The organism is Francisella persica ATCC VR-331 (genome assembly GCF_001653955.1).
In the GTDB taxonomy this organism is placed as follows: Bacteria; Pseudomonadota; Gammaproteobacteria; order Francisellales; family Francisellaceae; genus Francisella; species Francisella persica.
In genome coordinates this window covers 1,386,062-1,407,740 of sequence record NZ_CP013022.1, presented here as the reverse complement: position 1 = coordinate 1,407,740, position 21,679 = coordinate 1,386,062, and the positions used below count along the sequence as shown (strand labels likewise).

Below are 21,679 nucleotides of genomic sequence, written 5' to 3'. Positions count from 1 at the left end.
TAACTTGTATACAATTTATGTCAACTTTAAACTAGCAAATAGGTTTACAATGAAATATAGTACAAATATTTGGCACCCATGCACGCAAATGAAAGATTTTGAAAAAGTTCCACCATTGCACATTTATAAAACTGAAGGTAGTTATTTATATACTCAAGCTGGTCACAAAATTTTTGATGCTATATCTAGCTGGTGGTGTAAATCATTAGGGCACAGACATCCATATATCATAGATAATTTAAAGCAGCAGCTTGATAAATTTGAGCATACCATCTTTGCTAATACAACTAATGATGAAGTTGAGCGTTTTAGCAAAAGAATATGCAAATTAACAGCAATGGATAAAACTTTATATGCTGCTGATGGTTCATCTGCAGTTGAAATTGCTCTAAAGATGACTATACATCTAAGACAGTTGCGTAATCAATCAGATAAAATAAATTTTGTATCCCTTGAAAACTCATATCATGGTGAGACTTTAGCAACTATGAGTGTTAGTGATTGTGGTCTATATTCTGAACCATATAAGGCGTTATTATTTGATAGTTTTAAACTAAAAAATATTCCTTATGTTACTGGCAAGAGTGATCCTTTATGGTTAAATGCTGAGAATCATTGGTTAAAATCAAAAAAATATCTTGAGCAGCATAAAGAGTCTATAAATGCTCTAATAGTTGAGCCAATCTGTCAAGGTGCAGGTGGTATGCTATTGTATAGTAAAGATTATCTAAACAAGTTATGTAATTGGTGCAGAGATAATGATATCTACATTATTTTTGATGAGATAATGACTGGAGTAGGGCGATTGGGTAAATTATTTGCTTTAGATTATTTGGATATTATCCCTGATTTTTTATGCATTTCAAAAGGCATAACGTCTGGGGTGATACCTTTTAGTATTACTCTAACAAAAAATAACTACTATGATATGTTTTATAAAGATAAAGTATCAGAGGCATTTTTACATTCGCATACTCATAGTGGTAATGTCTTAGGAGTAGTCGCAGCAAATAGCGTTTTAGACATATTTGAGCAACAAAATATTTTAGCTAATGTTACAAAATTAGAATCGTATATGTTGGCAGCATTTTTAGAAATAAATAGTCAAATTAATATTTTCAAGAATATTCGTAATCTTGGTGGAGTAATTGCTGCTGATTTGGATGTTGCAAAAGATAGATTTGGATTTTACGTCTATAAAGAAGCTATACGGTTAGAAGCATTACTTAGACCGTTAGGTAATACAATCTATTGGTTACCTCCACTTAATAGTACATTAGATGATATTGATTCACTTAAGCAAATTACAAAACAAGCTATTATAAATGCTTTTTAAAAAATTAGTAAAATTATTTCTGTTTATTATTAAAGTATTCTTTATCAGCTATATATATCGTTTTATTTGCTTTTGCATAAATATTATTATCAGCATCTTCGTAAGAAACTGGTAAGCTAATCACAGACTTGTTTTTTGTTATCACATCTTGCTTTATTTTAGTGATAGTTTGTTGTGATAATAGAAACCTTGCATAGACATGATCGGTAATGGGCTTAAGATAGTCAATATTTGCTGATAAATCCCAGACAACATAATCATCACCAAGAATATTATATAATTGTAATGGGTAGATTGGATCTAATGAAGAATATATTGCTCCACCAAAGCCGGTACCATAATAGTTTTTAGTATTATCTGTCAGATTAAACTTTAGATGTACTTCAAGAAAGTCATCTGATACAAAAACTATCTCGCCACCAGTTGCTACAAAAGCAGGTAGTTCATTAAATCTTTTAATAAGTTGTTCTGACCTTTCACCAGATTTTTTATCTGTTTTAAAAATTGGAGTCATAATTTATAATAGTATTTTTATCTTTGATTGATAAATTTAATTACCTTATCTAAAGCTATTTTAGGGTTTTCAAGTGGAGTTATGCCTAGTATACCCATAAAACCATGGAACATTTCATCATCGTAATGAGTTTCTACTAGAGTTCCTTGCAGTTTGAGTTTTTTCTCATAAGCATAGATACCATCTATTAAGATATCATGAGTAGCTGCTATAATTAATGTATCAGGTTGCTTAGTTGCTTGATAAAATAGTGGTGAAACACTTGGCTGTCTAAGTTTTTTAGGTTCTGATAAGATTTCATCCCCTAAATAAGCCTTAAGAAACATTTCACACCACTCCATAGTTAAGTGGTACTTATATTCATCAAACTTTTTATTACTATCATACTTAGTATACATATCAACAGCAGGGTAGACTAAAATTTGAGCTTTAGGTACATTCTCTTGGCGTTCATGACAGATTATACTTACAAGATTGCCTCCAGCACTATCACCCATAACAAAAATATTTTCAGTTACTATATTTAACTTGTTATTATTTTGATATAACCAGTCATAAGCATATAAAGCATGCTCAACTGCTACTGGATATTTTTGTTCAGGAGCTAAGCCATATTCTAGCGAGAAGATATTCAAATTACCTTGATCACATAGATATCTACACACATGATCATAAGTATTTATCGAACCTAAACACCACCCACCACCATGGATAAAAAGTACAGCTTTATCACTAGCTTTCTTAGGTTGGTAATGCCTCAAGACAGTATTATTATCTAGTTTGATATCTTCTTCAATAATATTAGGACGCTGTAAACGTTTAATCTGTTCGATAGAAATATTGGTAAAAATTTCACGCTGCTCTGTTAAATTAAGCTTTTTGATTCTTCTGATTTCAGGGGTATCTAATAATGCTGCTAAACTTGGATGAAATGGCATTGTATTTCCTTATTAAATTTTATGTACTCTTATAATTTCAATAGCTAATTTTTCTAACTTTCGTGAAAGCTCTCTTGTATCACGATCTAAGGTTGCTAGATTACTATCTTTGTCTAAACTTAAAACTGATGGTTTGCGTGAGTGACCAACCAATGCTTTGAGGTCTAGTTTTTGTTTAATTTTAACTATATTTTCTAACAAGTAATTAGCAGTATCTGATTTTTTGCCAAAACCAAAGCCAACATCAAAGAAAATATTTTCTTTTGCCACGCCGTGATTTAGAAGTACAAGTTTTTTTTGCTCTACATATTCGCAAACACTATTTATAGCATTATCTTTGTCTAAATACTGATTTCTATCTGTGATACCTAAATTATGAGTTATAACATATTTTTTGTTATATTTAGCAATTAGTTGGGCTTTTTGCTCAATATTGTTACATTCAACATCGTTTATCATCCAGATAATATCATTATGTTTAGAGAGAATCTGTTGCATTACAGCTAGCTTGCGTGTATCAATGCTAACTAATGGTTTATAAATCAAATTTGCAAGTTGTGATTTGAGATATTCTAAAAATTTATCTAATTTGTTAAATTCTTCCTCAATCGTTATAGGCTTAGAATTAGGTTTAGTCGATTCAGCACCTATATCAATAATCTCAGCACCATTTTTTATAAGCTCCTCAAAGTTTAATTTACGTTGGTTATCACTAAAATCACCATCTGAAAAAGATTGACTTGACAGATTAACTATACCCATACGCATTGTATTTGTAAGAGTTTGTTTAAGTTTTATTATCTCCCCTAGCTCTTTATATCTTATATTAAGATCACATTCGACATATTTAGGGTGATGCCAGCCTTTAGATAATTCTAATAAAGGTGCTAAAGCAAAATTCCGATTAATTAATTCTTTATGTGGAATTGTAAGCTCATCTGTCTCTAGGATTAAATCCTCAGCAGCGAGAATATCCAAATCAATCACCCGAGGTGACCATATAGGAGCACTTAGATCTCTACCCATTTGTGTTTCTATATCTTTTAAGATTACTAAAAGCTCATCAGGCTTTAGCGAAGAGTTAATTTTCACAGCTGTATTTAAAAATCTGATATCCCATTCTTTTGGGGCATGTTCTTTAAGAACAGCTTTACTGCTATATAAGCTTGCTTTTCTTATAACTCTTATATTTTGCTGCGATTCTAGGGCAGCTATCGCAAGATGAATATTTTCGATAGTAAAACCAATATTTGTTCCAATTCCTATAATATATTGCACACTAATTCCTAATTATAAAACAAGCTGACCCTATCTGAGAAACTGGGGGCTTTTTGATAAGTTTCAAGTATTTGATAGTTATATCACTATAGTTTTTTTCAATAAATAGATAAATTTGTTTAGCTAAGTACTCTATAAGATTACAGCTAATATCATCACAAAATTGTTGGATATTATTTCTTATAGTATAGTAACAAATAGTTTCTTCAAGATTATCGCTATCACTAGCACTATAAACTTGGTTAAATTCTAGCTCTAGATCAAGATTAATCATTTGTTTATGAGCTCTTTCTTGTTCTGAGCAGCCTAAACTTACATATATTTCAACACCATTTAAAAATAAAGATTGTTTCATTTTGTAGATAGAAATTATAGGTAAATTTTTGTATTTAAGGTATTATATCAGCAAATACATAATTAATTACTAAAAATATGAATCAGCTAAGTGAGTTTTTAGAAGATATTAAAAATTATGGCAAAAATAAATATATTTTCTTTGAAAATAGAAAATATAAATATGTTGAAATTCTGCAAAAATCATATAATCTAGCTAGATTTTTGGAATCTTCTGGTTATAGAAAAATATACTCAAATCTCAAAAATTCACCATTATCAGTTGGCCTATACATAGCTAGTTGGATAGCCGATATAGATCTTTTTGTACCTATCAACCCAAGATTAGTCGATAATGAACTAGCAGCAATAGTAGAGGATGATAGTTTATTTATAACTGATAAACTTTGTGAATTACAAGTTAAGACACTATACATAGAGAATGAGTTAGATTTTTTTGATAAACTTAATCAAGAAGAAGATTTTACAATACATGCTAAAGCTTTGATAGCACATGTAAGCTCGGGCACTACGGGCGTTTATCAAAAGTATCTTCATAATGTCGAGCAAACTATTGCATATGCAAAAAATAGAGTCCATGATTTAGGTCTTAAACTAGGTGATCATCTTCTAGTAGTATTATCAATAAATCATGCTTTTGCTTTTTCATATCAAATTTTACCAGCATTAGCAATGGGATTAGATATAACAATTATCCGTGAGTTTAATGCTAAATTAGTAGCAAAGATTATTAACCAAAATAGTGTCACAGCTTTAGCATTATTACCGACGATGTATCACTTTCTAATAGCTCAAGATATTAATAGTAACAATAACTTGCGCTATTTAAGTGTTGCTGGTGATGTGGCTAGTGCAAGCTTAGCAACAGCAGTAAAAGACAAATTAGGCTTACCATTGCTAAATGGTATAGGTATGACAGAAATATTTGGTTATGGTCAAAATATCTCAGCTAGCGCTACTAACGTAGTTAAAATTTTTTCAGACACACAAGTAAGAATAACTAAGTTTGCAAATGTTAATTATGGTAAGATTTTTATCAAAAATAATATGTTACCTTTAAATAATCAAATCCAGTGGTTAGAAACAGGAGATATCGGTAGTTTTGATAACCAAAGATATGAGCTTAAATTTTATGGTCGTTATAAAGATATAATCATTAAAGGAGGCTCAAATATTTCGCCACTTGAGTTAGAAACTGCAATTTTGAAAATAGCTGGTATCAAGGATTGTATTGTCACCTCTAAGCAAGATAAAATATGGGGAGAAACAATTTGGGCATATCTCGTCGCATCAAAGCAGTATTGTTTAGATTTTATAAATAGTCAACTAAGTAAATATCTAGCTGAATATAAAAAATTAGATGGGATTGTCTATATTGATAAAATTCCATTAACAGTAACAGGTAAAACTGATAGAAAGAAATTAAAAGAAATGATTAATCATGAGTAGTTATCAATTACCACAATTTACAATCTTTGAAGATACATTGAGCAAACAGCAAAATTATTATTTCTATAATCCTATTGGGGAGATTATAGCTAATGATAAAGAATCACTAGAATTAGCTTTTTATGAGTTAGAAAAATTTCAACAACAGAGATTATTTTTAGTTGGTTACATAAGCTATGAAGCTAGCTATTATCTTAATGATAGTCTTAGACATTTACGTCATGCTACTACTGATAAGTTACTTCATTTTGTTGCGTTTAGAGACTGTTGTAATGATATACCTAGTTATCTAAATTCAGATAAAAATATAGATTTAATGATAGATAGTCTTAGTTTTGTAGATTATCAAAAAAAATTTGCAGAAGTTCAGCACGCACTTATCAATGGTGAAAGTTATCAAATTAATTTAACTAAAAATATTTCAGCTACCACAAAGCTTACTAGTCAAGAACTATATAATAAACTTAAACAGCAACAATCAGTTAAATATGCAGCATATCTACCATTTTTAAACCCAGATATTATATCAATCTCACCAGAACTTTTTTTTAAAAAAAAAGCTGATAATTTAGTTGTAAAACCGATGAAAGGCACAGCTAAACTTACAGGTAATGATTTAGAGGATTTAAAAATATATAAAGAATTATCATCATGTGATAAAAATATGGCGGAACACCTAATAATTGTAGATCTTCTGCGTAATGATTTATCAGCTATAGCAAAAACTTATAGTGTTAAAGTAGATAAGCTATTCTTAATAGAGAAGTATAAAAACTTATTACAAATGACCTCTCAAATTTCTGCAAAAGTAGATAAACGAATATCTTTTAGAAAAATTTTAGATGGATTATTTCCATGCGGTTCAATCACAGGAGCACCCAAAAAAAGAACTATTGAACTAATCAAACAAATAGAAAAAGATAAAAGGGGAGTTTATACCGGGAGCATTGGTTATATTATGCCAAATAATGATATGTGTTTTAATGTAGCTATTCGCACTATACAAAAATATCAGGATAACTTACAAATTGGTGTAGGTGGTGGTATTACTGTATATTCAGATGTGCAATCAGAATGGCAAGAAATGAATATTAAAATAAATTTTATTCGCCAAATATACCATCCAGATTTTTGTTTAATTGAAAGTCTTTACTATCATAAAAAGTTTAGATATTTAGAGTTGCATCTAGATAGGCTTAAGAATTCTGCTAGACAATTATTTTTTGATATTGATATTCAAAAGATTAGAGATCAACTATATGATTATGTAGAGCAATTAGCTAGAGATAAAGAATATAAAATCCGTGTTGAATATCATTATAATAAATCTATAATTATTGAACATGCTCAAATTGATACCACTAAGCAACAGCCTATTAAGCTATTAGTTTGTCCTGAGAAAATAAATTCAGCTAATAAATTATTCCAGCATAAAACCACGCATAACTCGACACGAGGTTTTTATGCTCAAATGCATCAAAAATATATTAATCAAGACAAGAATTACGAGCTTATATATATAAATGAAAAAGATAATATTACTGAAACTAGATTTCACAATATAATTATTGAGAAAAATAATAAACTCTACACTCCAAAACTAAAAGATGGTGTCTTAGCAGGTATCACAAGAAAATCTTTAATTCAAAAAGGTAAACTTCAAGCTAAAAGCATAACTTTAAATGATTTGAAAACTGCTGATAAAATATATCTTATTAATAGTGTTCTAGGTTTGATACCAGCATATTTGGAGATTTAAGATGGTTTTATATATCGATCACTATGATTCATTTAGTAATACTATTTTTGATTATATAACTTATCTTGGCTATCAAGCATATGTGGTAAAAACTGATGAGCAAATAAAAAATATTGAGCAATACAAGCATATCATAATTGGACCAGGACCAGGTCATCCAGATGAGCTTAAAGACATATATCCAATTATTGAATATTGTCAACAAAATAATCTACCTTTGTTAGGTATTTGTTTAGGACATCAACTTATTGCTCAGTATTATGGTGCAAAAATCATAAAAGCTAAGCAAATATATCATGGAAAACTCTCTGAGATTAAGCAACTTCATTTATCATCATTATATAAAGATCAACCAGCAAAATTTACTGTAACACGCTATCATTCATTAATCGTTGATGATATTAAAGAACCTTTAATTACTTTAGCTTCAACTAATGATGATGAGATCATGGCTTTTGCTCATCAAAGTGCAAAGATTTTTGGTGTGCAATATCATCCAGAGGCATATTTAACTGAGTATGGCTTAGCAACACTAAAAAACTTTTTGAATCTTTGAAAGACTATTGATTTAATCAATAAAAGCTTTATAGAGCATGTTGGCTGAGCCTATCGAAGCCTTTGTTTGCCTAGTTCTCAGAGTTGCATTTTGATAAGCTTCATGTTCTTACACCATTAAATCAACAGGTTTTTTGATTAGATTTTTTGTGCCAAATAAAAAAGCTTAAAATATTAGCAATAATTAATAAAATTAAAAACAAGCAATAAGATCTATTTTGTAGCTCATAAAAGTACCAAAATTATAATCGACTAAAGTTTCTGGGATATAAGCAGCTAAAGATAATACTGTATTCGATTAGAAATAATAGTTATAATATATTGACAAGATAACTTTGCTTACGTTTGCAGTATCAAAAACTATACCTGTAAAGCCAAAACCAGTACTAAAAAATAAAGCAGCTAAACTAAGGATATAAATATTAGTAATACTACGTATAAAAAATAATAATCGCTGAAATAATAGTCACCAATATTGTAAAAATAAAAATATGCCTTCTTTAAAGAAATTAAGTAGCAATAATCAATCCAATAATAATTGAAGCAACACCTGATGCAAGTAAAGCAATACTATTTACCTATCAAACCTGCTTGTTGTGATATTTAGCAAGATAGTTTTGCCCAAGTAGCAAATTGTATTAAATTAAATACATAAGTGAAAAAACTAGCATAAAGTATAGTAAAATTATTTGCTTATTTAATTAAAGATATCTTTAATACCAGCTAATCTCTAAATAACTTAATATCACTACTTCTAGGAATCTTACCGTATTTAAATCTACTGATATAATAATAGCATCAATATCATAAACATAATACTTACTAATGTCAGAACTATATAGTTATAGTGATACTGTTGAACAACATAATTTAATGGATCAGCAGAAACAGAAAACAGCTAATGACCCAAAAAATAAATAAACCATATCGCAATTGCAAATGAACGTTTACTAAGTAATAACTCTTGTAAGCCTAATAAGCACTCATCACTGCAAAATTAAGATTACCCTATAATAAAACGCGATGCAAGTAGAGTAGCTGAGTTAATAGGAAAGACAAAAACTATTGTTACACTTAAAACTGCAATCATAGCAAACATTACTGGGATATCAATATCATATTTATCAACTATAATTCCAGCAGGTATTTTCATCACTGACATTATAATATATGTATATAGATATGGCAAAAACTATATCAATACTAGAAAAGCCATATTGATTTATTAAATGGAACCGAAAATGCAGAAAGTGATGTATTTATCACGCTAGTGTACATGTAAAATAGCACTGCATAACCATATTAGATTAGAAAGATTTTTTTGACAATATGATAAGCCTATCTACTAGAATGGTATTGGATATTTTCTTCTGACTTTTTCAATATCAGCTAAGACTGCATCAGATAAATTTAGATAATAGCATCGATATTAGTTTTAATTGCTCCATAGTTGTCGTACCAATTTATACTAGAGCTCATATATGCTTTTATGATTGTGAAAGCTATTGCATTTTGACAAACATCTAGATTATGTTTCTTAGCAACTTCTAAATATTCTGCTAAAGCTTTGTCAACTATGGCATTTTGCCTAATAGCAAATCGAGCTTTTTGCTTAGGAGATCCCATAACTTCATAAGACATTCTTACTATCAGCTGGAATATCGCCATTTCAGTATTTACCATTTAAGATCACCATCTGTAGAGGCGACCATACATATATAAGAGATTTCTTCTAAAGCACACGTTTCCATTACATCAGATTCATCTCTTCTTCTGAGTAAATTATACTTTTTGTAAGCTAAATATTCTTGGTAAATCATATTTTTCAGCTAAGTTGATAAATTGATTAATACCCCAAGCAGAATAATTATATAATCATATACGCATAATCTTTTCAACACTGATTCATTCATAACAGGTAACCAAAATTTCATGAATATTATCTACTATAAGTTGTCTATTTTGCTGACCTGCTAAATGTTCTACATTCCATAAAGTGAGGTCTAGTTGTAAATGAAATTGGTATAGATCAATATAGTCTGTTTGTAAGCATTTTAGATTATTAACAGAATTGATAGTCTGTGATAGGGTTTTCTTCATTTCTCATCCATGGTCTTGGTGAGAATTTAGTTACTAAAATGACTTCACTGCGTTTTTTATCTTTATTTAAACCAAGTTATTGATTATCTCTTCGATTTTACTATAAGTTTTGGTAGTGAGTGGATTGTGTACATATCAGTCGTATCCAAGAAATTAACTTCTTGAGAAGGGGCATAATCCATCTACTCAAATCCTTCAGCTTGAGTGTTTTGTCTACCATAAGTCATAGTAGCAAGACATATTTTACTAATATCAACACCAGTTTTACCTAGTTTAATATATTTCATAATTACTTCTAAAAAAAATTACTAAGATTATAGCATATAATTTAATATTACAGTTTAAAATTATTAGTTTTAGGATTAGTATTTTTAGGTATTGTTTAATGATAAAATATTCTTACCGAATTTAGTACAACCAACATTCCTTCTTAAGGAGTTAAATAAATTTTGTCATTTTCTATTACTTGGCCATTAGGTAAACCTACCAAAACAGTATTAGAGATTTTACAATTATCATTTTTAGTAATAGTTCCACCTATGATAATCATATTGTATTCGTTAACCAGCTTTACTATTAAGCTTTTAATTTGATTATAATATTTACTAAGTTTGATAATACTTTGCTTATTCAATTCAATGGAGAATTGTTAATTAAATTTACTGAATTATCTTCAGGAAAAACAACAATCTCAGAACCTTTATCTTTTGATTGCTTGATTAATTTTTTGATATCAATAGCAAATTTAGTAAATGATTGTTGCTTAATTAACATTTGTGCAGTTGCAACATTAATTGTCTGACAATAACAACTACTAATAAGTAAGCAAAACAATACTCAAGATTTATATTTAAAAATATTTGATAATTATAGCTTGTTTATGTTAACTAGCAATTTTATAATTAAAATGATGATAGATAAATTCTTATAATTCCTAAGTATTCATGAATTATATTTTGGGTTATATAGAAATTATAAGCATCTGGAAGTATTTTTATATTTGGGACAAACTTTGATGAAGTTATATTAACCGTATTTATAGCAAATTTATCAAAAATTATTTTTGCTCTTTTATAATGAATTCCACTAGTAACTAAACAGTAAGTATTTTTATCATTTGCTAAGATTTTCTTAATAAATTCAGCATTCTGATAAGTATTTTTAGAATTTTTCTCGAGAATGATTTTTGATTTTGGTATACCTAACTTATATAACACTGTAGAATAAATTTCAGCTTCTGATAGTTTTTCTCCAAAAGGAGACCCTCCACTTATAATGATTCGTTGTGGATATTTGTTATACACTTCAGCAACTTTAAGTATACGATCATAGGCGTTTAAAGCTGGCTCTAATTCACCAAAAGCTTGATTTATACCAGCGCCTAAGAGAAGAATCCCTTTGGTATTAGAGTAAGCTTTAATATCTGTAGATTCTGATTTAAGTGGTAGCGCTAAAATGGTTCCTAAGATTCCATTACCTATAATATAATAGATAATCGTTAGCACTACAATAAAATACCTCAAATAGCTTTTTGAAAATATACAAGCAATAATCAAGGCAATTAAAAATAAACATCCAATATCTAATAAACTACTTATCTTAACATAATTTCTATTTAGCAAAAGCACCACCAACCATTTGTGTATATGTTTGAGAATCTTGATTATTCACTCCTCTCAATGAAACACAAGCATGTTTAGCCTTAATCTCTACACTAACATCGTCTGTCGCTAAAATAAACTTTAAAGTTTCAAATATTTGTGTGGTCATTCGCTCTTGAATCTGCGGGCGTCTAGCAAAGAAATCACAAATACTATTAATACGACACAGACCAATAATATTGTTATCTTTAGGAATAAAAGAAACCTCAGCAATACCCTCAAACGGTACAAAATGATGCTCACAAAATGACATAATAGTTATATTTTTTTGAGTTAGAACTCCAGTATAGTTAAATTCATTTTCATATAAAGCACAGGCAGGGAAATTAGCATAATCAAGGCCATTAAATATTTCTTGAGAAAACATTCTTGCTACTCTAAAAGGAGTTTTCTCAAATTCATGTGTGTGTAAACCAAGAGCATCTAAGATTTGTCGATATGCTTTGGCTATTATGGCTATTTTGCTGTCATTATCAAGATTAAATTCTCTTGGTTGCTCTAGACCTAGTTTAATAAGGTGTTGCTGGACATTTTTACCTAATTTAGAGCAGTATTTATCTTTCATTATTAAATTTATCCTGCTGTAACTAAAATTACTAGGCTATATTATATTATTTAATAAATCATCTTTATAGAGTAAATGCCAATTATTAGCGTTAATTATAGCTAGGTTTATAAAAATAAAATATTCATGCAATTTTTAGATTTAGGTTTAAATCCTCCAATATGTAGCACTTTTTTAAAAAAAGGTTATACAACTCCAATAGTAATCCAAGCAAAAGCTATTCCTAATATTTTTAGGGTAGTGGTGTTATGGCAGCGGCACAAACAGGAACAGGAAAAACCTCAGCTTTCACGCTACCAATTATTCATAAACTTTTAGATCAGCCAAAAGAATAGGCAAATAAAATTAAAGTTTTAGTTTTAACCCCAACAAGAGAGTTAGCTGCACAAATCCAAGATCAAGTTATATATAACACTCATATTCTCTCAGTAGTCGTTTTTGGTGGTGTAAATATCAATCCTCAAATTATGAAGTTATGTAAGTGAGTTGAGATACTCATTGTACTCCAAGTAGATTACTTGATTTTATATAGTCAAAATGCAATCAATTTTGATAGTCAAATATAATACTTTAGTTCTTGATGAAGCAGATAAAATGCTAGCTAGATATGGGCTTTATTAATGATCTAAAAAAGATTCACATAATTTTTTTACATAAATCCAAATACTAATGTTCTTGGCAACATTTTCACCAGAGATAAAAAAATAACTAATGAGTTTCTTAATAACCAACAATTTATCTCTGTAGATACTGTAATACAGCTGTGAAAAAAATAACCACAAAAATCTATACTTCTAGATAAATCTAACAAAATAAATGCTTTGATTGCTCTAATTATACAACAAAACTTACATCAAGTACTCGTTTTCTCGCGTACTAACAATAGGGAAAATAAAATTTCAGAAAAGTTAAATAATGCTAGTACTAGCAGTAGTGCTATTCATGGTAACAAAAGTTAAACCATGCGTACCAAAGCCATGCGTACCAAAGCCTTAGCAGATTTTAAAGCTAAATAAATGTCTTAGTCGCTACAGATATTGCCGCTCGCAGAATCGATATTGCTCAACTATCATGAGTGATAAATCTTGACTTACTAAATGTTGCTGAAGATTATGTACATATAAGTAGGTAGGACAAGTTATAGCAGGACAAGATGGTTTAGCAATTTCTCTAGTTATTGCTGATGAAGTAACATTAAATATTGAACATCTAATAGGACATTTGTTACCTCGCGGAGAGCTTAATGGCTTTGAGGCTCAACATAATGTACCTATAACTAGTATGTCTCAAAAAACAAAAGCTAAGAAAATTGATGAAGAATAAGAATTATTAGTAATAAAAAGCCTTTAATAGCAATAATGATTTTGCAAAAAAAATAGACAAAAAATTCATCAAAATAAAAGTGTTAGAAAACCAAAAGCTAAAGATTAACAATTTGTTGTAGTCAGTAGAATAACAGTTTCTTCATTCATACCATGGGTACCTTCTGATACAAAATGTACTCTAGTACTCTCTATAATAGCATTTAACCAACTGCGAGCAATCCACATAATACCAGCAATTATAGCGACAAAAATACCTATAGTTAAAAAGACATGACCATAAACAGCTAGTCCTTCAACCTTTGTAAATACACTTCCTTCTGCTGGTGCCGTCAACGCACCAACATAACCACCAATAGGCCCAGCAACTATCGTAGTTAAAGCCCACATCCCCAAGGCAAAACCACTTTTTACGTGGGAATAATTCTGTAACCATAGACAAACCTAATGCAGAGATTAGTAATTCTCCGGTAGATTGGAAGAAGTAACTAGCAACTAACCACCAACCAGATACAATCCCATCAGTAGCAGTAAATTGTGGGAAGTATAGTACTAAAAATGCTACTGAACATAAAGTCATGCCAAAACAAAATTTTGTCACATGTGTGCCAAGTATTTTCTTATACACAACTGATAATAACGGTGACATTAAAATAATCACTAAAGGATTTAGAACCTGCCATTGTTCACCATGTACAGTCATTCCCAAGAAATGAGGGTTTACATTATTAACCGCGAAGAAGTTTAGTGATGTTGGCATTTGTTGATACAGCACAAAAAATATAATCCCTTGAATAATCAAAATTAAAGCAACAAGCATTCTCTTTCTTTCATGCTCTGCTTGCTTAAACATTTGCATAAAGAAATATATCAACGCAAGTATCGCTATCACAACAACTATTTGAGTACATAGCTTAGTATCTTCAAGGATATTTCCAGTTATGAAAATTGCTATAATAGCACCTAAAATTACAACAAAAACCTTGATCCAAGACATTTTTTGCTTACCAGCATCAGTTGTGATCTTTTTAAATTTAGGATAAAAAATTGTATAGTTTATAATACCAAGCAACATCCCAAACGCTGAGCATAAAAATGCGTGAAGATAGCCATACTTAGCAGCTATTATAGGAGTGATAAGCATTGAAATAAAAGATCCAATATTAACAGCCATATAGTATAAAGTCATTGAGCCATCAAGAGCAGGATCGCCTTTTTCAAATAGCTTTGATATTAAAGATGTGGGGTTAGCCTTAAACAAGCCTCCGCCAATCGCAACTCCAGAGAGTGAATACATAACTATAGTTTTTTCTGTATTACCTATGAATTGTGCAATAACTGTACCGAAACTAAGTGATAAATATGATAAAAATAAAATTCCCGCACCAATAAATATCGTACGCTTAGCACCAAGATAGTTATCGCCAATCCAACCACCAATTAGTGGACCACCATACAGTAATGCCGAAAAAGAACCAAATATTAACATTGCTTCAGCATCACTAAAACCTAATTTTCTAGCAAAATAAATAGCTAATATAGCTTGCAAGCCATAATAACCAAATCTTTCCCATAATTCTAATGTCCATAACACCCAAAAAGGGGTAATATTATTTTTATTTTTTGAATGATTAAAATTACTAATAGTCATTATCTAATCTCCTATTTATAATAATTAAGATGTATTTTTAAAAAAAGCATAAATTCATCATAGAGTATTTAGTGCATAAAAACAATTAGAAATAAACACTAAGAATTATATTTTACTTTATGAATTTTGATCTTTAATGACTATCTAACAACTACAAGCAGCCACATAGCAGAAGACTTCGGTACCACTAGTATTATCCACCAAGACTGCTTGAGTTATAGAGAATTGCGACTATTGCATTAGCTATCTGACTCTTTAGCTTGATTTATCATCTCTTACTAAGCATGTAATATGGCTTCTTTGCAAACATTTGTATAGGAAGTATTTTACCACATATTATATTTTTCAAGTCCCAAAAAATACCTTGTGTGATAGTAGGTGTTCCTACAATTATTCCAGTAACTAAACCTTTATTTTTACCAAGAGTATATAGCTGTGGTTAATATCATAAATTTTTCTAAAATTTTTGTGGGTAAACTTTAAAAGTCACTGAACTTGTTTAAGGGTTTCAATAAATTTAATGTATAAAATGAGATGCTGAAATAAATTCAGCACGACAATTATAATTATGGTAAGTAAATTAGCTATTTTCTAAACCAAAGTTACAAGTTCTTCAGCGCTAGTAGGGTGGATAGCTATAGTATCATCAAAGTCACTCTTAGTAGCACCCATATTGATAGCTACTGCAAAACCTTGTAGCATCTCATCAACATTTAGACCAATTATATGACAGCCAACAATTTTTTCATTTTCACCAGTGACAACTAGTTTCATTACAGTAGGCATTCTATGACCAGATATAGCACAATATAAAGCTGTAAAGCGAGATTTGTAAACTTTTATATTTTGATAGCCATATTTTTCTCTAGCATCTTTTTCAGATAAGCCAACAGTACCAATAGCAGGGTGAGAAAATATAACGGTTGGGATATACTCAAGTTTTGGTTTTAGGTTTGTCTCACCATTGAAAAGTCTACGCGCAAGTCTACGCCCACAAGAAATAGCAACAGGTGTTAGCTGAGCGCCTCCAGAAGCATCACCTAGAGAATATACACCTTTGACATTTGTCTCTTGCCATTCATTAGCAGGTATTACCCCTTTATCTGTAATATTGATATCGGTATTCTCTATACCTAAGTTGTTTGTGTTTGGTGCACGACCTATAGCCCAAATTAATGTATCAATATTCTTTATAACCTTGCCTGTATCTGTTGAGATTTTTAAAGTATTACTAGTTTTCTCAACTTTAGTAATATTTGTATGGTTGAGTAATTTTAGATTAGTCATAGCCATACATTCAACTAGAGTATCAATAATATCATTATCAAAATCCATTAATGGCTTATCTCTACGCACCATTATAGTTGTATCTGTACCATGGGCGTTCAAGATACCGGCAATCTCAACACCTATATAACCACCACCAACAATTATTGCTTTTCTAGGTGGTTCATCAAGCTCAAAAAACTCATCAGATGTGATACCTAGTTCAGCACCTTCGATGTTTTTTGGGATAATAGGGTAAGCACCTGGAGATATAAAAATATTATCAGCTGTTAGCTCTGTACCATCATCTAGTACGATAGTTTTATTATCTTTAAATTTACCCCAATTATTAAAGTGAGTGATATTCCATTTATCTAATAATCTGTCATAAAAACCATGGATATTACTAATATATTTAGCTCTTTTTTCTTTTAAATTTGTCCAGCTAAAGTCCTTAACCTCAATATCAAAGCCATAGCCTGCAACATCATGTTTTAGCGCATTTGCAAGATTAGCACCATACCACATAGCTTTTTTGGGTACACAGCCTCTATTAACGCAAGTACCACCAAGCTCATTCTTTTCGATAATCGCAACTTTTTTGCCAAATTTAGCAGCCTGTACAGCAGATGCTATCCCTCCAGAGCCGCCACCTAAACTTATTACATTAAAGTGATTACTATTCATTATATTTCCTTATTTTAAAATTGCTTACAATTTTACCCACTTAATTTGTAAATATATAGAGTTTTAGTTACTTGTCCATTTTCGTCTACTTCACCAAAGCCTATTGCTTTGATCTTGAAACTAGTAGGTTTTAATTTTGTGTTTTTGATAATCTCGTTAAAATCCTTGATAAAACTCTCTCTTACTTGATCAGTTTGTAAATTTGCCGCGAGAATACTTAGATGAGGATTAAATTCAGAAAAAGTATTTGGCGAACCATATTTTTCAAAAGATTTTAATTTATTTGGATAAAATTTTACCCAACTTGGGGCAGGGTAGTTTTTATTTCTATATTTAGCTAAATTTTTTACAACTGTATTTGATAGTTGTTGAAGTGTTTGCGAGTTTTGAATATCTAAAATTACAAAACCACTTTTTCCAGCACTAAATCCTGTTGTTTTTATATATAAAGGTTTAGTATTTTTAGCAATTTGTGCTAATTTATTTTGTATATCTGTAATATGTTTACCATCAAAACTTGTTAGGTAGAGTGTTAGATGTACAGGATGGTTTTTGATAAAAGGTGTAGTTTTATATTTCTCCAATACATTGGTTTTTGCTAAGTAGTCATCAAATTCTTTTATATATTTATCAGCTGTGTTTTCTGGAATTAGATAGATATTATTTTGCTTGAAATCAGTAGCAAAATTACCTAATGCCATAATAGTTTTTTTTTTATGATTCATTTGTATTCCTTATGTAATTAATAAGTATTTTGAAACGACTCTATTATATCAGTTTTAGTTGTATAAATTGTAATAATATGATATTGCCAAGATTGATAATATCTATATAAGACATTCTACCAAGAAGGGTATTGATTATGATTAGTTTTATACCTTGTTTCTATTCGATTTTGATGAGCTTGTTTATCACTACAGGTTATTTCAATATTTATAACTTTTAGTATTTACATCTATAAGCTGAGCCATAAACTTCAAGATTCATCAATAGGATTACAAACAATCTATGACTACATTATAGTCAAACCAAAATTTTCTTTTGTTTGATAATAGACTATATATCTTATAACCTTGTTTATTTAGCTCTTGAGAAGCAAGCTTTTTTGATATAATATTCAACAGGTCTATTCTAGTAGTAGACAGTATTAGGTATAGCTTTGGCTAATTTTTTAGTTAAAGTTGTTTTACCTACTCCTAGTAGATCTGAAAATATGTAAGCATCTACAATGTTATTATTCTTTGTTGCTTTCTCATATATGCATTTTAAGATGTTACTTGTTGCATTGTTTGATAAATCAACCTTTTCTTTTAAAGACTTATTTATCTCATTTAAGAATTTAATAAAGATTGTTCATGAGTTGATCTATGCATTGATTCGATATTTATTTTTACAAGAAAAAAATCATTGCTATCATTAATAGCTAAAGTTAAATATAAATAAATAATTTTTTATAGTCTTTTGCAAAATTTAAAATTGCATATCAATGTTATTACAAGTTTTAATAGACTTACTTAACAATTCTTTCTTATTTATATTGTTTAATTCATTTAAGTTATTATCATTTAAATAGTTATATAAATCATCTACATTACTTTTCACAAGCATCACTTTTTCTCTAATTAGAGTTAAAGCTATTTTATTATTACTTTTTGCATTTTTTTGTCTTTATATGTCAGGAATATATCAAAAATCCAAGCACTTAAGAAACTAGAGATGTCATCAAAGTTACCAATACTGAAATCAAATTTAAGTTACTTGGTTGTACTATCTCTATAAACATCTAAACCTCATAATCATAACTAATAATCAAAGGAGCATGATCTGAAAACCAAATTTCTTTATAGATGTAATCAGATTCAGGTATTACCTTGTCTTTTAAGGTAGGCGTTGAGATATGATAATCAATTCTCCAACCAACATTATTTGCACGGGCTTGACCACGATTTGACCACCATGTATATTGTAGAGGTTCTTGATTAATAACTCTAAAAGTATCAACCCAACCTAAATCATCAAAGATATGATCTAACCAAGCTTGCTCTTCTGGTAGTACCCCTGATGTTTTACCATAGTTAGATTTCCAGTTTTTTATATCTATCTCTTTATGCACAATATTAAAATCACCACAAACTATAAAATCTCTACCAGATTCTATTTGTTCCCTGAGTATTTCTTTGTATTTTTCAAGAAACTGCATTTTATATTCTTGACGGACATCGCCACTTGAGCCACTTGGTAAGTATAAGCTTGCGATACTAAAGTTTTCATAATCAAACTGAATATAACGCCCCTCATCATCATACCAATCTAGACCAAGTTCTTTGATAACCTTTAGAGGTTTTTTCTTGGAATAAATAGCAGTACCACTGTAGCCTTTTTTGACAGCATCTTTAAAATCACAATAGTATCCAACGGGGAAGTGCTCTTTATTTTTCTCTAATTGGTGAAATTGAGCTTTTGTCTCTTGAATACATAGAAAATCAATATCTTGAATTTTAAACCACTTCCAAAAACCTTTACGTGCAGCTGCACGAATACCATTGGCATTAAAAGTCATTACTTTTATCATTGAATTATTTTGATTTTTAATTGATTAAAATCATTTTAGCATTTTAGTGCTAGCTGTGTAATAGCTAATTACTTATCAGATTAATAGTTCTTTTTGATAGTAAATATTTCAGAACAAAAAATCAAAGTAAGTCAATCATCAACAGGAGATGATATTCTATGTAGAAGAATAACTATCAAAAGTCTGATACATCTGCATCTGGCGCATATATGCAAGCAAGTATGCATGTTTCAGAACTAAAGGTAATATTGTTTTTTGAGTATTTTAAAAAGTTTCAGCCTAAAGGAGATGTTTTCCTGATTCCTCAATGTAAAATTGGTAAAGATGTGTTTATATGGGCAGGGCATCAGGGTAGATTTGACTCTACAAATGGTGATAATTATTAATAGATATTAATTTTTATCATAAAATTAATTATACAGCTTTTGTCAAAGAGCATATTAATTTAACTACAGTAGAATATGAGCAAGCTTTTGAAAAGGCTATACACTATATTAATTTCTCTGATGCTAAGATGCAAAGCCAAGAGATTTAAAATTATATTTAAAGTATAAGAATATTATTGAATCACCATTTGATACTGAATTTATTACGTACAGATATTAGATATACTTATATTGCTAATTATAAGCATATTAAAGCAGTAGAAGGTAGCTTATATGAATGGTTTATCAAAGCTGGTGATCAATTCAAAGCAGGTGAGATAATAGGAAAAATATATTCAAACCTCATCAATTTGGAAAAAAACATTATCTAATACCATTTGGTGTTGTTGTAATTAGTATTAATAATACTGGTATAGTATGCCAAGGTAGCTAATTTATTATGATTTAGTGTTTATCTAAGATCTTAAACTCTAGTATATAAACAAATCAATGAAAAAAATTATGATAATTAAATATTTTGGTCGTTCAGAATGTGCACTTAATCAACATTTAACTGATCTATACAGAGTCATCTGCTCAATAAAGGTTTTAATATCAAAATAATATTGATTATGAGATTCAAAAATAGCTTTAGTCTGATGCAGTGATATATACCAAATGGCTGGCTGGTGGATGGGACCACCTTGGATAGTCAAAAATTATATTGACGAAGTTTTTACCCTAGATAATGGTTCAATGAGGTTGGTGTTGTTGGAGTATATTTGCATTTCCATAAGGTTCATAAGTTTATCGTGATGTTAGCACTACTAACATTTATCTATAATGATTTTATGGAAAGTCCTCTCATTGACGAGTTTAAAATTAAAGTGGTTGTTGTACTTATAGATAAAAAACATCGAATTGTGCGTAAGCGTAATATTAATTTTAATGGTGTTAATCTAAAGCAACTTATACAAGATAAATACACTGTCAAGTCTGAGATATATAACGATGTAAATGTTGGAATCCTAGGTGAGGCCAAATATGGTGCAGGTGTTGGCTATGATGATATTATTGTTACCTAGTATCGGTGGAGGTTTGCTTGGTACTTAATGGTCAAAGCTTATATCGAACAATGGGTTTTATGGACTATTATTAAAATACTCTTTCAACAATTATTTGGTTACAACAACATTTTTCTAGCATAGGTGAGGGTATAGCATTTTTAGCTGTATGGCTTATTTATTTGTTAAATGCTCATAAAGTGGATAAAAACCTAAACTTCTTTGTGAAACTTTTTCTATAAC

The 21,679-nt window shown here is 29.7% G+C and carries 18 protein-coding genes and 5 pseudogenes; 8 read left to right on the top strand and 15 right to left on the bottom strand.

What is annotated here, in order from left to right:
- Positions 1-49 precede the first annotated feature (49 nt).
- Positions 50-1,336, top strand: coding sequence for an adenosylmethionine--8-amino-7-oxononanoate transaminase (gene bioA / locus FSC845_RS06175; protein ID WP_064461154.1), 1,287 nt, complete (start codon positions 50-52; stop codon positions 1,334-1,336).
- Positions 1,337-1,349: 13 nt separating this feature from the next.
- Here bioA and FSC845_RS06170 read toward each other — a convergent pair whose 3' ends face one another.
- Genes FSC845_RS06170 through FSC845_RS06155 form a run of 4 tightly spaced genes read right to left on the bottom strand, consistent with a single transcriptional unit; the run spans position 1,350 to position 4,421 of the window.
- Positions 1,350-1,850, bottom strand: a complete 501-nt coding sequence (locus tag FSC845_RS06170; protein WP_068594374.1) for a PaaI family thioesterase — start codon at positions 1,848-1,850, stop codon at positions 1,350-1,352.
- A gap of 17 nt (positions 1,851-1,867) precedes the next feature.
- Positions 1,868-2,788: a pimeloyl-ACP methyl ester esterase BioJ gene (gene bioJ / locus FSC845_RS06165; protein ID WP_068594369.1), complete on the bottom strand. Its 921-nt coding sequence runs from the start codon at positions 2,786-2,788 to the stop codon at positions 1,868-1,870.
- Positions 2,789-2,800: 12 nt separating this feature from the next.
- Positions 2,801-4,066 carry a 2-amino-4-hydroxy-6-hydroxymethyldihydropteridine diphosphokinase gene (folK, locus tag FSC845_RS06160; protein ID WP_068594373.1) on the bottom strand — a complete coding sequence of 422 codons (1,266 nt, stop codon included), beginning with the start codon at positions 4,064-4,066 and terminating at the stop codon, positions 2,801-2,803.
- 1 nt (position 4,067) lies between these two features.
- Positions 4,068-4,421, bottom strand: a complete 354-nt coding sequence (locus FSC845_RS06155) for a dihydroneopterin aldolase (protein WP_064461153.1) — start codon at positions 4,419-4,421, stop codon at positions 4,068-4,070.
- 77 nt (positions 4,422-4,498) lie between these two features.
- Between FSC845_RS06155 and FSC845_RS06150 the strand changes: the two genes are divergently transcribed.
- From FSC845_RS06150 to FSC845_RS06140, 3 genes are read left to right on the top strand one after another with little or no spacing between them, the layout of a single operon-like run.
- Positions 4,499-5,869, top strand: coding sequence for a class I adenylate-forming enzyme family protein (locus FSC845_RS06150; RefSeq protein WP_064461152.1), 1,371 nt, complete (start codon positions 4,499-4,501; stop codon positions 5,867-5,869).
- On the top strand, positions 5,862-7,628 hold the full coding sequence (locus FSC845_RS06145) for a chorismate-binding protein (protein ID WP_064461151.1): 1,767 nt from the start codon (positions 5,862-5,864) through the stop codon (positions 7,626-7,628). The genes FSC845_RS06150 and FSC845_RS06145 overlap by 8 nt, the downstream gene beginning before the upstream one ends.
- A 1-nt stretch (position 7,629) precedes the next feature.
- A complete protein-coding gene (locus FSC845_RS06140) occupies positions 7,630-8,184 on the top strand; it encodes an aminodeoxychorismate/anthranilate synthase component II (RefSeq protein ID WP_064461150.1) in 555 nt (184 codons plus the stop codon).
- A 1,002-nt stretch (positions 8,185-9,186) separates the two neighbouring features.
- Here FSC845_RS06140 and FSC845_RS09125 read toward each other — a convergent pair.
- The 6 genes and pseudogenes from FSC845_RS09125 to folE form a co-directional block, all read right to left on the bottom strand.
- Entirely contained in the window at positions 9,187-9,336 is a 150-nt protein-coding gene (locus tag FSC845_RS09125) for a hypothetical protein (protein ID WP_227806587.1), read from the bottom strand.
- A gap of 257 nt (positions 9,337-9,593) precedes the next feature.
- A complete protein-coding gene (locus FSC845_RS10165) occupies positions 9,594-9,866 on the bottom strand; it encodes a hypothetical protein (protein ID WP_227806586.1) in 273 nt (90 codons plus the stop codon).
- A gap of 222 nt (positions 9,867-10,088) precedes the next feature.
- Positions 10,089-10,283: a hypothetical protein gene (locus tag FSC845_RS10160; RefSeq protein ID WP_227806585.1), complete on the bottom strand. Its 195-nt coding sequence runs from the start codon at positions 10,281-10,283 to the stop codon at positions 10,089-10,091.
- 380 nt (positions 10,284-10,663) lie between these two features.
- Positions 10,664-11,057: pseudogene (locus tag FSC845_RS06125) on the bottom strand (nitrilase-related carbon-nitrogen hydrolase); the annotation flags it as partial.
- Positions 11,058-11,185: 128 nt separating this feature from the next.
- Complete coding sequence (locus tag FSC845_RS06120; protein ID WP_064461746.1) at positions 11,186-11,881, bottom strand: YdcF family protein; 696 nt, start codon at positions 11,879-11,881, stop codon at positions 11,186-11,188.
- A 13-nt stretch (positions 11,882-11,894) separates the two neighbouring features.
- Entirely contained in the window at positions 11,895-12,509 is a 615-nt protein-coding gene (gene folE / locus FSC845_RS06115) for a GTP cyclohydrolase I FolE (RefSeq protein ID WP_064461149.1), read from the bottom strand.
- A gap of 126 nt (positions 12,510-12,635) precedes the next feature.
- Here folE and FSC845_RS06110 point away from each other — a divergent pair.
- A pseudogene (locus FSC845_RS06110) lies at positions 12,636-13,940 on the top strand (DEAD/DEAH box helicase).
- On the opposite strand, the pseudogene FSC845_RS06105 reads toward FSC845_RS06110, so the two are convergent.
- From FSC845_RS06105 to FSC845_RS06090, 5 genes and pseudogenes are all read right to left on the bottom strand, one after another.
- Positions 13,937-15,482 (bottom strand): annotated as a pseudogene (locus tag FSC845_RS06105) (oligopeptide:H+ symporter). The pseudogenes FSC845_RS06110 and FSC845_RS06105 sit on opposite strands and share 4 nt — an antisense overlap.
- A 144-nt stretch (positions 15,483-15,626) precedes the next feature.
- Positions 15,627-15,931: pseudogene (locus FSC845_RS07570) on the bottom strand (heavy metal-binding domain-containing protein).
- A 142-nt stretch (positions 15,932-16,073) separates the two neighbouring features.
- On the bottom strand, positions 16,074-17,435 hold the full coding sequence (gorA, locus tag FSC845_RS06100; RefSeq protein ID WP_064461148.1) for a glutathione-disulfide reductase: 1,362 nt from the start codon (positions 17,433-17,435) through the stop codon (positions 16,074-16,076).
- Positions 17,436-17,467: 32 nt separating this feature from the next.
- Positions 17,468-18,160 carry a 2'-5' RNA ligase family protein gene (locus tag FSC845_RS06095; protein ID WP_068594371.1) on the bottom strand — a complete coding sequence of 231 codons (693 nt, stop codon included), beginning with the start codon at positions 18,158-18,160 and terminating at the stop codon, positions 17,468-17,470.
- Between the two features lie 1,058 nt (positions 18,161-19,218).
- Positions 19,219-20,007 carry an exodeoxyribonuclease III gene (locus FSC845_RS06090; RefSeq protein ID WP_064461146.1) on the bottom strand — a complete coding sequence of 263 codons (789 nt, stop codon included), beginning with the start codon at positions 20,005-20,007 and terminating at the stop codon, positions 19,219-19,221.
- A 209-nt stretch (positions 20,008-20,216) separates the two neighbouring features.
- Here FSC845_RS06090 and FSC845_RS09110 point away from each other — a divergent pair, with 209 nt between their 5' ends.
- From FSC845_RS09110 to FSC845_RS07555, 3 genes and pseudogenes are all read left to right on the top strand, one after another.
- The gene (locus FSC845_RS09110; RefSeq protein WP_227806584.1) at positions 20,217-20,393 is read left to right on the top strand and encodes a M14 family metallopeptidase; all 177 of its coding nucleotides are present in this window, start codon (positions 20,217-20,219) and stop codon (positions 20,391-20,393) included.
- Positions 20,394-21,223: 830 nt separating this feature from the next.
- The gene (locus FSC845_RS09105; RefSeq protein ID WP_227806582.1) at positions 21,224-21,457 is read left to right on the top strand and encodes an ROK family protein; all 234 of its coding nucleotides are present in this window, start codon (positions 21,224-21,226) and stop codon (positions 21,455-21,457) included.
- A 24-nt stretch (positions 21,458-21,481) separates the two neighbouring features.
- Positions 21,482-21,678, top strand: a pseudogene (locus tag FSC845_RS07555) (nicotinamide mononucleotide transporter); the annotation flags it as partial.
- Position 21,679: the final 1 nt, after the last annotated feature.